Below are 13,673 nucleotides of genomic sequence, written 5' to 3' on the forward strand. Positions count from 1 at the left end.
TCAGGCGCTGGTTGGGGTCAAATAGCATCATCAGGAACGGGGGGATAACCCCGTCACGAAAGGGACACCCATTTCACTGGATGAAGGACACATAATGAGTCTGCTTGAACAAACCATCTGGACTGTATTGGGATACGGGGCCATGCCCTTTATCTTCCTGAGCGGGTTTGTGGCGGTGGCAGTGACCTGCTGCTTGCTGCTCAATGCCTTCGGGGTCAAGTCCGCCGAGAAGTGATCCGCTTCTTTCGTTCATACCGCCAAATGCCAGTCTTCGGACTGGCATTTGTTTTTTGAGCCTTTTTCGGCACTTATCCGCGCCGCTCAGGGTAAATGTTTGGCCAAGGTGGTCGAACCGATAGCCGATTTTGATTACACTGGCGCGCAGTTTTTCCACTCCGGATTGACCACTCAAGGTATTCAAGGTTTCTATGGCTCTCAAGGCAACCGTATTCAAGGCTCAACTCAGCCTGTCCGACATGGACCGCCACCAATATCAGGACGTCTCACTGACCCTGGCTCGTCACCCTTCCGAGACCGATGAGCGCATGATGATCCGGCTGGCGGCCTTCGCTTGGCACGCCGCCGAGCGGCTGGAGTTCACCAAGGGGCTCTCCGCCGACGATGAGCCCGAGCTGTGGCGCAAGAACTATTCCGATGAAATCGAGCTCTGGATCGAGCTGGGCCAGCCCGACGAGCGTCGTCTGAAGAAGGCGTGCAACCGCTCCCGTCATGTGGTGCTCTACCTCTACGGCGGCCGTGGCACCAACGTCTGGTGGAAGCAGAATCAGGGCAAGCTCAGCCAGCACGACAACCTCACCGTGATCGAGCTCTCCGACAGCCAGACCCTGCCGCTGACCGCCATGGTGGCGCGCACCATGCACCTCACCTGCACCATCTCCGACGGTCAGCTCTGGGTCAGCAACGGCACGCTGGAAGTGACGCTGGATCCCGTCTTGCTGATGGGGCCACCCGCCCGCGAACTGTAAAGAGGCTCGCCCATGTTCAGCGCACTGCTCAATATCGTCATCCCGGTGTTTGCCGTGGTGGGCTTGGGTGCCCTCTATGGCCGGCTGCGACCGGGCGGGGCGCTGGGCTATGTCAACCGGGCCAATATCGAGCTGTTTACCCCGGCGCTGGTGTTCTCGGCGCTGGTCAAATATCCGCTGGCGCTGATGGCCCATTTGCCGCTCATCGCGGCGGGGGCCCTGGTGATCCTGTTGCCGGGTCTGCTGCTCTCCCTGCTCAGACTGAAAAGCATCAGCAGACCGGCCTTGATCCTGCCCGCCATGTTTCGCAACACGGGCAACCTCGGCATTCCGCTGATGGTGCTGGCCTTTGGCGAGCAGCAGCTGGGCGCCATCGTCATACTGTTCGTGCTCTCCAACCTGCTCCACTTCTCGGTGGGCATGTTCATCCTCTCGGCCAACACCTCCCGCTGGCTCTGGCTGCGCAGCCCTGTGCTGTGGGCCGCCTTCGCCGGCTTGCTGGTGGCCAACCTGCACATTGCGCTGCCGGAATACCTGGTGACCAGCGCCTCCCTGCTCGGCCAGATCTCGGTGCCCTTGATGCTGTTTGCCCTCGGCATCCGGCTGATGGAAGGGGAGCTTGACCACCTGGGGCTCGCCCTCAAGTGCAACCTGCTCTACCTGCTGGCGGGCGGGATCTCCCTTGGACTCGCGGTCTGGCTGCTGCCGCTGCAACCGGCCTGGATCCCGCTCCTGATGCTGTCGGTGGCGCTGCCCCCGGCGGTGCTCAACTACATGCTGTGCGAGCAGTACCAGTGTCAGCCCGAGAAGGTGGCCAGTATCGTGCTCGGCGGCAATGCGCTTTCGGTCGTCGTCATTCCGCTGGCGGTCTGGCTGGCCCTGCACATTAACGGCTGAGCCGGTTTTTTCCGCAGTTTTCGTGGACGCCTGCTGGCGTCCACGGCTTGCTCCTTCGCTCTTATCTTCCCCAGTCTGCGCCAGCTCCCACTCCCGGCAGCGGGGTGAGCGCAAGTTCCCTTTTCGTGATCCTCGGCGAAGTCGCTGCCGTCGAATTGGCATAGTATCTGGCCAGCATGAATCCCACCCAGGGTGGGAGCCAAGGGATTTACAACATGATGTCCGTCAGTAACCAATGTTTGTTGATGCAGATCCAGCCCACCATCTTGCGCTTTGCCAAGATGCTGGCCAGCGTGCTGCAACTGGAAGTGGAAATCGTCGACGCCAACATGGTGCGGGTGGCGGGAACCGGCCCTTACGGCAAGTTTTTCGGCCGCCAGCTGGAGGGAGACTCCCGCCTGTTGCGCTACGTGATCGAACACCAGAGCGAGAAGATAGTCACCCACACCAGCGAGGATCCCGTCTGTGAGGGGTGCAGCTGCAAGGAGAGCTGTCGGGAGCGCGCCTTCCTCGGGGTGCCCATCATGGTGGAGGAAACCTGCATCGGGGTCATCAGCCTGGTGGCCTTCAACGCCGAGCAGCAGGCGCGCCTCAACAACAATCTGCAGGAGGTGTGTGACTATGTGCAGCACATCTCCAGCATCTTCGTGGCCAAGCTGCTCGATTCCCGCGGGCTGTCGGACGGGGTCAACAAGGTGTTCCTGAACCTGATGAGCCACATGGATCAGGGCTGCCTGCTGCTCGACGAGAAGAGCCAGGTACGCTATGCCAACGAGGTGGCGCTCAAGCAGCTCAACTGCCAGCAGGAGCAGTTGCTGGGGCGCGAGATTGGCGTGCGTCCGCTCACCTTTGCCCAGCAGGGGCTGACCGGGCACATGCAGCACATCATCACACTGGCGGATCGCCAGGAGCTCATCATTGGCCAGCTGCACCATGTGCAGGGCCAGCAGCTGTTTCTGATGGCGTTTCACCAGTCCCACTCGGCCCTGAGCCAGCCGCTGGAGCCGGACGAGGGCATGGCGCTGCTGATCGGCGAAAGCAAGCCGATGCGGGCGCTGAAAAAACTGCTCCATCGCATCGCCCTGAGCCCCTCCAGCGTGCTGGTCTGCGGCGAGAGCGGCACCGGCAAGGAGGTGGTGGCCCGCGCCATTCACCGGCTCAGCCCGCGTCATGACAAGCCCTTCATCGCCATCAACTGCGCCGCCATTCCGGAGCAGTTGCTGGAGAGCGAGCTGTTTGGCTACGTGAAGGGGGCCTTCACCGGCGCCTCCAGCGGCGGCAAGCAGGGGCTGATCCAGGCCGCCCATCAGGGCACCCTGTTTCTCGACGAGATAGGAGACATGCCGCTCACCATGCAGGCCAAGTTGCTGCGGGTGCTGGAGCTGCGGGAGGTGACGCCCATAGGTGCCAGCCGGCCCGTGCCGGTGGACATTCGCATCATAGCCGCGACCCACCAGCATCTGGAGCAGTACATTGCCGAGGGCAAGTTTCGCGAAGACCTCTTCTATCGCCTCAACGTCATCCCCATTCACCTGCCGCCCCTGCGCGAGCGGGAAGGGGACGTGGCGCTGCTGACCCACTACTTCCTCAACCTGCACACCAGCCGCATCGGCCTCATCTATCCGGGACTGAGCCCTGAGGTGATGGGCCTGCTCGAGGGGTATCGCTGGCCAGGCAACGTGCGCGAACTCAGCAACCTCATCGAATACCTGGTCAACGTGGTGCAGGCGGGGGAGGTGATCGAGAGCATACTGTTGCCCCCCAATATCCTGCGCAACCAGCGAAGCGCGGCGGACGAGCAACCCGGCAGCGCGGCGCAAATCGCGCGGATGCCGCTCGCGCCCGAGCCCTACGCCCATGCAGCGGCCTCCGATCCCTCCTTTGGCCATAATGCAGCTGTCAGCCCTGCACCTGGTACGCAGGGCACGGTCGGGGCTACCTGGCCCCTGGCGGGAGAAGGGAGCCTGCAAGGCCACGCAGCGGTGCGGGGAGCCGGCCAGGCCGAGCGAAGCCTGGATCTGCCCCTCGGGGAAAACGGGCTGGAGAGCATGGAGAAGCAGGTGATAGAGGAGACCTTGCTGCGTCTTGGCAACAAGAAGCTGGCCGCCCAAGCGTTGGGGATTGGGATTGCGACCCTCTATCGCAAGATAAAGAAGTACGAGATCGCCGTGCAGGCCTGATCCTCACACCGCCGCTGGCCACAAGCGGCGACCTGCTCGCAGATAATGGCTGCGCCTGGGGCAAGGCCATTATCATTATGATAATTCCCCCGCATCGCCTATCAATTAACGGCCCGCATCTGATAGCCAGGGTGATAATTATCAGTGCGCATCTTGGCACTATTTTAAATACGGCTTTGGCGTGCCGGCATTTATCGTGAAAGTGCCACGCCATATGCCTGAATGGCGTTGTCATGTGCGCTGGCTCACATCTATTTTCCTGTTTCTCGTTATTCCTCCTTAAATACCGCATTGGCACGCTTATTGATTGCTCTTGTTTGACGCTGACCGATGAACTCACCCAATGGCCCTATTTTCGGTGACCTTGTGAGTGGAAGGGGAGCAATCCATATCTCATCAACAGATTGGGGCTAACGATGAAAGCAGTGAACCAGTTAATCAAAGAGATCAATGAGCTCAAATCCAACCTGCATGAAAAGGACTTCCTGCTGACCTGGGAGCAGACCCCCCAGGAGCTGGCGCTGGTCCTCAAGCTGGCCGAGGCCCTCAAGGGACTGCGGGCCGAGAACATAGCCACCAGGCTGTTCAATACCGGCCTTGGCATCTCGGTGTTTCGTGACAACTCCACCCGCACCCGTTTCTCCTATGCCTCCGCTCTCAACCTGCTCGGCCTCACCCAGCAGGATCTGGACGAGGGCAAATCCCAGATAGCCCACGGCGAGACGGTGCGTGAAACCGCCAACATGATCTCCTTCTGCGCCGATGCCATCGGCATTCGTGACGACATGTATCTGGGGGCGGGCAACGCCTACATGCGTGAAGTGGGCGCGGCACTGGACGAAGGATTCGAGAAGGGGGTGCTGCCCCAGCGCCCGGCCCTGGTCAACCTGCAGTGCGACATTGATCACCCGACCCAGTCCATGGCTGATCTCGCCTGGCTGCAGGAGCACTTCGGCAGCCTGGAGAGCCTCAAGGGCAAGAAGATTGCCATGACCTGGGCTTACTCCCCGAGCTACGGCAAGCCGCTCTCCGTGCCGCAGGGCATCATAGGGCTGATGACCCGCTTCGGCATGGACGTGACCCTGGCCCATCCCGAAGGGTATGACCTGATCCCGGACGTGATCGCTGTGGCCCATGAGAACGCCAAGGCCTCCGGCGGGAGCTTTCGTCAGGTCACCTCCATGGAAGAGGCCTTCAAGGATGCAGACATCGTCTATCCCAAGTCCTGGGCTCCCTATCAGGTGATGGAGCAGCGCACCGAGCTGCTGCGGGCCAACGATCACGCCGGCCTCAAGGAGCTGGAAAAGCAGTGCTTGGCGCAGAACGCCAAGCATCAGGATTGGCACTGCACCGAGGAGATGATGGCCCTCACCAAAGGGGGAGAGGCGCTCTATATGCACTGCCTGCCGGCCGATATTACCGGCGTCTCCTGTCAGGCGGGCGAGGTGAGCGAAGGGGTATTCGAGAAATACCGCATCGCCACTTATAAAGAGGCGAGTTGGAAGCCCTATATTATCGCCGCCATGATAGTTGCCCGTAAATTCTCGGCGCCAGGCGCCGCGCTTGAGGGCTTGATAAAAGAGGCGCAAAAACGCGTCAAATAATGGTTGGGCCGGGTCTGGATTATTTCCCCGCCCGGCCATCATGGCGCAATCATTGTCACGGGTTCTCTCCCCGGGGCTCTTTTTAATCAATGATCCCCGGCGAGATGACTCTCTGTGAGGTATTCATGTCACAATTCTCCCTGAAGATGGATATTGCCGATAACCGTTTTTTTACCGGTGAATCCCTATCTCTGTTTTCCCGGGCAGAGGCGCAAAAGGCCCGCGCCTTTCACAAGAAACTGGCCGGTTATGAGCCGACCCCCCTGTGCGATCTTAAAGCGCTGGCCGCCTATGTCGGGGTGAAAAATATATTGGTCAAGGACGAGTCAAAACGCTTTGGCCTCAACGCCTTCAAGATGCTGGGGGGCGTCTACGCCATCGCCAACCTGCTCTGTGAAAAATACGGGGTGGCAGTCGAGGATTTCTCCTTCGATCTGATCAAACGCACCATCAAGGAGCCGATGACCTTCGCCACCACCACGGATGGCAACCACGGTCGCGGCGTTGCCTGGGCTGCCAAGCAGGTAGGTCAGCATGCGGTGGTCTACATGCCCAAGGGCTCGGCGCAGGAGCGGGTGGATCACATCCTCAATCTCGGTGCCGAGTGCATCGTCACCGACATGAACTATGACGACACCGTGCGCCTGACCATGAAGATGGCCGAAGAGCGCGGCTGGCACATAGTCCAGGACACCGCCTGGGAGGGCTACACCCAGATCCCGACCTGGATCATGCAGGGCTACGCCACCCTGGCCGACGAAGCGGTCGAACAGATGCAGGGAATGGGCATCAAGCAGCCCACCCACGTGCTGCTGCAGGCCGGGGTCGGGGCGCTGGCAGGCGGGGTGCTCGGTTATCTGGTGGACTGCTTCGGGGCGAAAAACCTGCACAGTATCGTGGTTGAGCCGGATCAGGCCGACTGCATCTACCGCTCCGGTGTGGCGGGGGAGATGGTCAACGTGGGGGGCGACATGCGCACCATCATGGCCGGTCTCGCCTGTGGCGAACCCAATCCGCTCGGCTGGCCGCTGCTCAAGAGCTGCACCACCCAGTTCATCTCCTGCCACGACAAGGTGTCGGCGCTGGGCATGCGGGTGCTGGGCAACCCCCTTGGCAATGATCCGCGCATCATCTCCGGCGAATCCGGCTCGGTCGGCACCGGCGTGTTGGCGGCAGTGCGTCACCACCCGGATCGCGCGGCGCTGATGGCTCGCCTCGGGCTGGATAGCAACTCGGTGGTGCTCATCATCAACACCGAAGGGGATACCGATGTGAAGCACTACCGGGAAGTGGTGTGGGAAGGCAAACATCCAGCCTGCGACTAACCCCGGCTGAGAGTCACTCCCTGCAAGAGCAGAGACACGAATTGAAGAACTGATCGCGCCTCGCCAACGGGGCGCGGTAACGGGCACAGGGCGCTGCCGATGAACAGGCAGCACACTCTCGAATGTTTGGAGAAATGACAATGAGCAAGCAGATTCCGTTTGAAATGGTGTTGGAGAAGGCCCATCAGTACAAGGCCGAGATGAGTCAGTTCCTGCGCGACATGATAGCCATCCCGAGCGAAAGCTGTGACGAGAAGCGGGTGGTGCTGCGTATCAAGCAGGAGATGGAGAAGGTCGGTTTCGACAGGGTCGAAATCGATCCCATGGGCAACATTCTCGGCTATATCGGCCAGGGCCCGCACCTGATCGCCATGGATGCCCACATAGATACCGTCGGGGTCGGCAACCGCGCCAACTGGACCTTCGATCCCTATGAGGGGATGGAGGATCACGAGATCATAGGTGGCCGCGGCGCCTCCGATCAGGAAGGGGGCATGGCCTCCATGGTCTATGCCGGCAAGCTCATCAAGGAGATGGGGCTGGAAGATCAATATACCCTGCTGGTGACAGGCACAGTGCAGGAGGAGGACTGCGACGGCCTCTGCTGGCAGTACATCATAGAGCAGAGCAAGATCCGCCCCGAGTTCGTGGTCAGTACCGAGCCGACCGACTGCCAGATCTACCGTGGCCACCGCGGCCGCATGGAGATCCGCGTCGAGGTGCAGGGGGTGAGCTGCCACGGCTCGGCGCCGGAGCGCGGTGACAACGCCATCTTCAAGATGGGCCCCATCCTGGGTGAGCTGCAGGAGTTGAGCCACAACCTCGGCCATGACGACTTCCTCGGCAAGGGCACATTGACCGTCTCCGAGATCTTCTTCACCTCCCCAAGCCGCTGCGCCGTGGCGGACAGCTGCGCCGTCTCCATCGACCGCCGCCTCACCTGGGGCGAGAGCTGGCAAGGTGCGCTGGACGAGATCCGCGCCCTGCCTGCGGTGCAAGCCGCCGGGGCCGAGGTCTCCATGTACCAGTACGATCGCCCGGCCTACACAGGGCTGGTCTACCCGACCGAGTGCTACTTCCCGACCTGGAAGGTGGAAGAGGATCACATCACGGTCCGGACCCTCTCCAAGGCTTACACCCAGCTGTTCAACAAGGCGCCTGTGGTGGACAAGTGGACCTTCTCGACCAACGGGGTCTCCATCATGGGTCGCCACGGCATTCCGGTCATCGGCTTTGGCCCGGGCAAGGAGCCGGAGGCCCACGCGCCGAACGAGAAGACCTGGAAAGAGCATCTGGTCAAGTGCGCCGCCATGTACGCCGTGATCCCCATGCTCTATCTGGCCGAGCTGGACGAATGAGGGGCCAGCCGGGCGGCGAGTGCTGTCGCCGCCCCTCTGTTGCCAGTGCCCCGTCTCCATTGAGGCGGGGCCTTGGTGTTTGAAGCGATCTGATGTTCGAGGTGGTGGGGATGAAACGGCTGATCAAAAACGGTGTGCTGGTCGATTCACAAGGGGAGTATCGTCAGGATCTGCTTATCGAGAACGGGGTGATCCGGGCACGTGCCGCCGATATCCAGCCCGATGGCGAGACCGAGCTGATCGATGCCAGTGGCTGCTACGTGATGCCGGGTGGCATCGATGTCCACACCCACTTCAACATCGATGTGGGGATTGCCCGCAGTTGCGATGACTTTTTCAGCGGTACCCGTGCCGCCGCCTGTGGTGGCACCACCACCATCATCGATCACATGGGTTTTGGCCCGGCGGGGTGCAATCTGCATCACCAGCTGGCCCGCTATCACGACTACGCCGCCACACAGGCGGTGATCGACTACAGCTTTCATGGCGTGATCCAGCATGTGGATGACGCCATCCTCCACGAAATGGCCGCCATGGTGCAGGAGGAGGGGATCAGCAGCTTCAAGCTCTATCTCACCTACCAGTACAAGCTGGGGGACCATGACGTGCTGCGTGCGCTGGCCCGCCTCAAGGAGGTGGGGGCGCTCGCCACCGTCCATCCCGAGAACGATGCCGCCATCACGGCGCGCCGTTCGGCCCTGCTGGCCGCGGGCCACCATGAACCCTGGTATCACCCCCAGAGCCGCCCGCTGGAGTGCGAAGCCGAGGCGGTGGCCCGGATGATCAATCTGGCGGCGCTCGCTGGCAATGCGCCGCTCTATATCGTCCACCTCTCCAACGGGCTGGGGCTCGAGTACCTGAAGCTGGCGCGCCGCCAGGGGCAGCCGGTCTGGGTGGAAACCTGCCCTCAATATCTGCTGCTCGATGACAGCTGCTACTACCGCGAAGACGGGGTCGACTTCCTGCTGAGCCCGCCGCTGCGCGGGCGCAGCGAGCAGGACAAGCTGTGGGTCGGCGTCGCTGCCGGCGATATCGATACGGTGGCGACCGATCACTGCAACTTCTCCCACGCCCAGCGCATGACCCTCTCGGGCGGCGATTTCAGCCTCTGCCCCAACGGGCTGCCAGGTGTGGAGAACCGGATGCTGCTGCTGTTTGCCCACGGGGTGCTCGGTGGGCGCATCTCGCCGTCGCGCTTCGTGGCGCTTACCAGCGCCAATCCGGCCAGGCTGTTCGGCCTCTGGCCGCGCAAGGGTAACCTGCAACCGGGGGCCGACGCCGATCTGGTGTTGATGGACCCCCGTGGTGAGACCCAAATCCGCCACGCCGCGCTGCACGACAACGGCGACTACAGCCCCTACGAGGGGATGCGCTGCCCCGGTCGGATCAGGATGACCCTGAGTCGCGGCGAGACAGTGGCCCGCGATGGCAAGTTCACCGGGCAACGGGGTCACGGCCGCTTTCTGGCCAGGGCACCCTTTGACCCTGCGTTGGCGCCGGATCTGCACTCGCCTTGCTCCGCTGTGGCGGGCTGACAGGCAGTTCGAAACACGCAAATCAACAAGATCATGTGAACAACGAAAGGTGGGCCGGTATCGCACCGGTTTGTCTCATCACTGGAGATAACAAGATGAAACAGCGAATCGTACTGGCTCTGGGTGGCAATGCCCTTGGCAACAACCTGCCCGAGCAGATGAAGGCGGTGCAGAGCACGGCGCACACCATAGCCGGCCTGATTGCTCAGGGGCATGAGGTGGTGGTGACCCACGGCAACGGCCCCCAGGTGGGGATGATCCAGCAGGCATTCGAGGTGGCGGCCCGCCACGACTCCAAAGCTCCCCATCTGCCCATGTCGGTCTGCGTGGCCCTGAGCCAGGGTTATATCGGTTATGACCTGCAAAACGCCCTGCGCGAGGCCCTGCTGGCGCGCGGCATTCACAAGCCGGTCGCCACCCTGGTGACTCAGGTTGAGGTGGATAAAAACGATCCCGCCTTCCTCGATCCCAGCAAACCCATCGGCGGCTTCTTCAGCAAAGAGGAGGCCGAGGTACTGATGGCGCAGGGTGAGCACCTCAAGGAGGACGCCGGTCGTGGTTATCGTCGGGTGGTGGCATCCCCCAAACCCATCGACATCATAGAGAAAGAGACAGTCTCCGCCATGCTGGCCGCCGGGCAAGTGGTGATCACCGTCGGCGGGGGCGGCATCCCTGTGCTGCGGGAGGGCAATCACCTGCGCGGTGCCAGCGCAGTGATCGACAAGGATTGGGCCAGTGCCAAGCTGGCGGAACTGATTGATGCCGACATGCTGATCATCCTCACTGCGGTGGAGAAAGTTGCCATCAACTTTGGCAAGCCTGATGTGCAGTGGCTCGATACCCTGAGCGTGGCCGATGCCAACGGCTTTATCGCCCAGGGGCAGTTTGCCAAGGGCTCCATGCTGCCCAAGGTGGAGGCGGCGCTCTCGTTCGCCATATCCTTGCCGGGGCGCAAATCCCTGATCACCTTGCTGGAGAAGGCCGCAGAGGGGATCGCTGGCAAGACAGGCACCCTGATCAGCCTGTAGCCTCGCCTTTGATGGTTGCAAACAGGGGGCCCAAGGCCCCCTTTGTGTTGGCAGACAGACCCGTTACCCGACGATGGGCAGGGCGAAAGGAGAGGCGTAAGATGGCCCCCCTTGGCATAAGATGGGCCAGCAGCAGAGGCGACAAGGCAGAGCAATGAGTGGAAAGATAAATATGGCGGCGCTGGTGGGTTTGATCCTGCTCACCGCCATCTGGAGTTACAGCTGGATAGTGATGAAGCAGGTGATGCTCTACGCGGGGGCGTTCGAGTTCACCGCCCTGCGCTGCCTGTGCGGATCCCTGGTGCTGCTGTTGGTGCAGTGCCTGCGTGGTCGCCAATACCTCGCACCCACCCCGTTTCGCTACACCCTGGCCATAGCCCTGTTCCAGACCTGCGGCATGGTGGGGCTGGCCCAGTGGGCGCTCATCAGCGGCGGGGCGGGCAAGGTGGCGATTCTGAGTTACACCATGCCGTTCTGGGTGGTGATCTTCGCGGCCCTCTTTCTCGGTGAGCGGATGCGCAGGCTGCACTATCTGGCGGTCGGCGTGGCAGCTTGCGGCCTGCTGCTGGTGATAGAGCCTTGGCAGCTGCACCTCGACTCCATGAAGAGCGCGCTGCTGGGCATAGCCTCCGGCATCTGCTGGGGGATCAGCGCCATCATCGCCAAGAGGATGTATGCCCGCCACCCAGGGGTGGATCTGATGTCTCTCACCACCTGGCAGATGATCTACGCAACTGCCGTGATGGCGATGGTGGCGGCGTTGGTGCCGGAACGTTCCATCGACTGGCAGCCTTATGTGTTTGGTGCACTCGCCTACAGCGCCATCTTCGCCACCGCGCTGGCCTGGAGCCTCTGGCTGTTTGTGCTGAAAAAATTGCCGGCGGGGATTGCCGGGCTCAGCACCCTGGCGGTGCCGGTGACCGGCGTGCTGCTCTCCTGGTGGCTGCTCGGCGAGAACCCGGGGCCGGTGGAGGGGAGCGGCATTTTGCTTATCGTGCTGGCGCTTGTTGTCATCAGCCGCAAGGGCAAGCGTTCCGTGGTGTCGGTGGCGGGGGAGACCCGGGTCAAGCACGGTTGAGCCCATCGCAGGTAAAGGAATAGCAAAGAAGGGCCCGCCATCATGGCGGGCCCTTTTTCGCTTCTGTGCTGGCTTATCTGCGCTGTGCCAGGTGCATCATGGCTTCCAGTACGGCGCCGCCAATCGCCCGTGCCTTGTCAGAGACGGTAGTGGGATCGGCGCGCTCGCCGCGCGGGTCTATGTCACCGATCTTGAAGCCGACCGGCACTTCGATGCCATCGCTGAGCAGCCCCCGCACCATGCCAGAGAGCGGCGCGATAATGGGGGCGTCCCCCACATGGGCTATCACATCCCCTTCCTGCACCAGATCGCCGAGTTTGATCAGGCTCTTCATCACCCCGGGGGCGGGGGCGCGCACCACCCGGCGGGCGGAGTGCCCCTCGATCACCCCGGGAATGCCTGTGTTGGGTTGGGCGGGGCCCTGATAGATGACTCGCCCCAGATGGTGGCCACGGTTGGTCTCGATCACCGCATCGCAGTCGCGACCCGCCTCAAAACCCGGACCGAGGGCCACAGTAATGGGGGCCATCTCCTTGTGGGTACCGAGATTCTGCTTGGCGAGGATGGCATCTACCAGATAGCGCGGTTTGAGCTCGGTGAGGGTGGCGCAGTCGGGGTCAACCAGCAGCGGAATGATGCCCAGATCCAGCTGCTCGAACGCCTGCTCGACGCTCTCGACGCGCTTGGCGCGCACCCCCTCGACACTGGTTTCACCGTCAAACATCCCCTGGGCGAAGGCGACGGTGCGGCGGATCACGGTAGGTTTGTCGAGATCCAGCATCACCACCTTGAAGCCCGCATTGTGCAGCCGCAGCGCTACCCCGGTGGCTATGTCGCCGGAGCCGCGCATCACCACCAGTCGATCCCGCTTGAGGCGCACGTCATCCTGCATCAGACCACCCGATTTGCCGTTTTTTACCTGCAGCAGCTCGGCGAGGATGCTGATGGCGATCTCCTCCGGGGTCTCGGCGCCTATGTTGTAGCCGATGGGGGCGTGCAATTGTTGCAGCTGCGCCTGGCTTATCCCTTGCTGGCGCAGGGCCTGGGTGAAGGTCTGCACCTTGCGCTTGCTGGCGAGCAGCCCCAGATAGGCGAGGGGACGGGTGATGAGCCGCTCCAGCGCCTCCTTGTCCTGATGGTTGGTGGCGATGATGACGAAGTTGGCGTGCTCTATGGCCAGCGCCTCGATCACCGCGCTGATGGTATCGGCCTGCTTGAGATGGGTACCTGCGGGGAAGTGGTCGGGGTTGAGGCTCCCCTCGAAGCAGTCGCCGACATGGATATCAAAGCCCAAGGGAGCAGCGGCATGGGCCAGCGCCCGGTTGACGTGACCGGCGCCGATCAATACCAGACGGGGGCGCAGGCCGTAGACATCGATATAGACCGACATGGCGCCGCCGCAATCCGAGCCCACCGCATGCTCGCCGTTGCGGGCCATGCGGCCGTGGAAGATGCGTGGCTTGCGCTCACCAATGGCTGCCACGGCTTCCTCGATCACCAGCCGCTCAATCATGCCGCCGCCTATGGTGCCGAGGATCTGGCCATCGGCCATCACCAGCATCTGGGCCTGATGGCGCGGGGTGGATCCACGGCTCTCGATGATCTGGGCAATGGCGAATGGAGTGTTCTCCTGTTCCAGTCGGGCTGCGTGTGAAAAAAGATTCATAAGGTACCTCATTTCA

At 62.0% G+C, this 13,673-nt stretch carries 11 protein-coding genes; 10 read left to right on the plus strand and 1 reads right to left on the minus strand.

Annotated elements, in window-relative coordinates; translation table 11 throughout:
- Window positions 1-94 precede the first annotated feature (94 nt).
- The 10 genes from BN1118_RS21125 (at window position 95) to BN1118_RS08945 (ending at window position 11,991) form a co-directional block, all read left to right on the plus strand.
- A complete protein-coding gene (locus tag BN1118_RS21125) occupies window positions 95-235 on the plus strand; it encodes a TIGR02808 family protein (RefSeq protein WP_005301193.1) in 141 nt (46 codons plus the stop codon).
- 193 nt (window positions 236-428) lie between these two features.
- The gene (locus BN1118_RS08905; protein ID WP_043137693.1) at window positions 429-986 is read left to right on the plus strand and encodes a YaeQ family protein; all 558 of its coding nucleotides are present in this window, start codon (window positions 429-431) and stop codon (window positions 984-986) included.
- Between the two features lie 12 nt (window positions 987-998).
- Window positions 999-1,883, plus strand: a complete 885-nt coding sequence (locus tag BN1118_RS08910) for an AEC family transporter (protein ID WP_043555611.1) — start codon at window positions 999-1,001, stop codon at window positions 1,881-1,883.
- A gap of 215 nt (window positions 1,884-2,098) precedes the next feature.
- A complete protein-coding gene (locus tag BN1118_RS08915; protein ID WP_043555613.1) occupies window positions 2,099-4,063 on the plus strand; it encodes a sigma 54-interacting transcriptional regulator in 1,965 nt (654 codons plus the stop codon).
- Between the two features lie 416 nt (window positions 4,064-4,479).
- Complete coding sequence (gene ygeW / locus BN1118_RS08920; protein WP_042871834.1) at window positions 4,480-5,667, plus strand: knotted carbamoyltransferase YgeW; 1,188 nt, start codon at window positions 4,480-4,482, stop codon at window positions 5,665-5,667.
- 125 nt (window positions 5,668-5,792) lie between these two features.
- Window positions 5,793-6,992 carry a diaminopropionate ammonia-lyase gene (gene dpaL / locus BN1118_RS08925; protein ID WP_043555861.1) on the plus strand — a complete coding sequence of 400 codons (1,200 nt, stop codon included), beginning with the start codon at window positions 5,793-5,795 and terminating at the stop codon, window positions 6,990-6,992.
- 140 nt (window positions 6,993-7,132) lie between these two features.
- Window positions 7,133-8,350: a YgeY family selenium metabolism-linked hydrolase gene (locus BN1118_RS08930; RefSeq protein WP_043555614.1), complete on the plus strand. Its 1,218-nt coding sequence runs from the start codon at window positions 7,133-7,135 to the stop codon at window positions 8,348-8,350.
- Window positions 8,351-8,460: 110 nt separating this feature from the next.
- Window positions 8,461-9,885: a dihydropyrimidinase gene (hydA, locus tag BN1118_RS08935; RefSeq protein WP_043555863.1), complete on the plus strand. Its 1,425-nt coding sequence runs from the start codon at window positions 8,461-8,463 to the stop codon at window positions 9,883-9,885.
- A gap of 95 nt (window positions 9,886-9,980) precedes the next feature.
- Window positions 9,981-10,913 (plus strand): carbamate kinase, encoded by a 933-nt coding sequence (arcC, locus tag BN1118_RS08940; RefSeq protein ID WP_043555615.1) that lies wholly within the window; start codon window positions 9,981-9,983, stop codon window positions 10,911-10,913.
- Window positions 10,914-11,067: 154 nt separating this feature from the next.
- Entirely contained in the window at window positions 11,068-11,991 is a 924-nt protein-coding gene (locus BN1118_RS08945) for a DMT family transporter (RefSeq protein ID WP_043555617.1), read from the plus strand.
- A gap of 73 nt (window positions 11,992-12,064) precedes the next feature.
- On the opposite strand, the gene yqeB is transcribed toward BN1118_RS08945, so the two are convergent.
- Window positions 12,065-13,657: a selenium-dependent molybdenum cofactor biosynthesis protein YqeB gene (gene yqeB / locus BN1118_RS08950; protein ID WP_043555618.1), complete on the minus strand. Its 1,593-nt coding sequence runs from the start codon at window positions 13,655-13,657 to the stop codon at window positions 12,065-12,067.
- Window positions 13,658-13,673 lie beyond the last annotated feature (16 nt).

This window comes from Aeromonas bestiarum, assembly GCF_000819745.1.
Lineage (GTDB): Bacteria > Pseudomonadota > Gammaproteobacteria > Enterobacterales > Aeromonadaceae > Aeromonas > Aeromonas bestiarum.

What these genes read in the sequence shown, in the direction of transcription:
- BN1118_RS08910 (WP_043555611.1), top strand. Translation starts at nt 999, where the DNA reads ATGTTCAGCGCACTGCTCAATATCGTCATCCCGGTGTTTGCCGTGGTG.
- BN1118_RS08915 (WP_043555613.1), top strand. Translation starts at nt 2,099, where the DNA reads ATGATGTCCGTCAGTAACCAATGTTTGTTGATGCAGATCCAGCCCACC.
- BN1118_RS08905 (WP_043137693.1), top strand. Translation starts at nt 429, where the DNA reads ATGGCTCTCAAGGCAACCGTATTCAAGGCTCAACTCAGCCTGTCCGAC.
- arcC (WP_043555615.1), top strand. Translation starts at nt 9,981, where the DNA reads ATGAAACAGCGAATCGTACTGGCTCTGGGTGGCAATGCCCTTGGCAAC.
- yqeB (WP_043555618.1), bottom strand. Translation starts at nt 13,657, where the DNA reads ATGAATCTTTTTTCACACGCAGCCCGACTGGAACAGGAGAACACTCCA.
- BN1118_RS08930 (WP_043555614.1), top strand. Translation starts at nt 7,133, where the DNA reads ATGAGCAAGCAGATTCCGTTTGAAATGGTGTTGGAGAAGGCCCATCAG.
- hydA (WP_043555863.1), top strand. Translation starts at nt 8,461, where the DNA reads ATGAAACGGCTGATCAAAAACGGTGTGCTGGTCGATTCACAAGGGGAG.
- BN1118_RS21125 (WP_005301193.1), top strand. Translation starts at nt 95, where the DNA reads ATGAGTCTGCTTGAACAAACCATCTGGACTGTATTGGGATACGGGGCC.
- ygeW (WP_042871834.1), top strand. Translation starts at nt 4,480, where the DNA reads ATGAAAGCAGTGAACCAGTTAATCAAAGAGATCAATGAGCTCAAATCC.
- dpaL (WP_043555861.1), top strand. Translation starts at nt 5,793, where the DNA reads ATGTCACAATTCTCCCTGAAGATGGATATTGCCGATAACCGTTTTTTT.
- BN1118_RS08945 (WP_043555617.1), top strand. Translation starts at nt 11,068, where the DNA reads ATGAGTGGAAAGATAAATATGGCGGCGCTGGTGGGTTTGATCCTGCTC.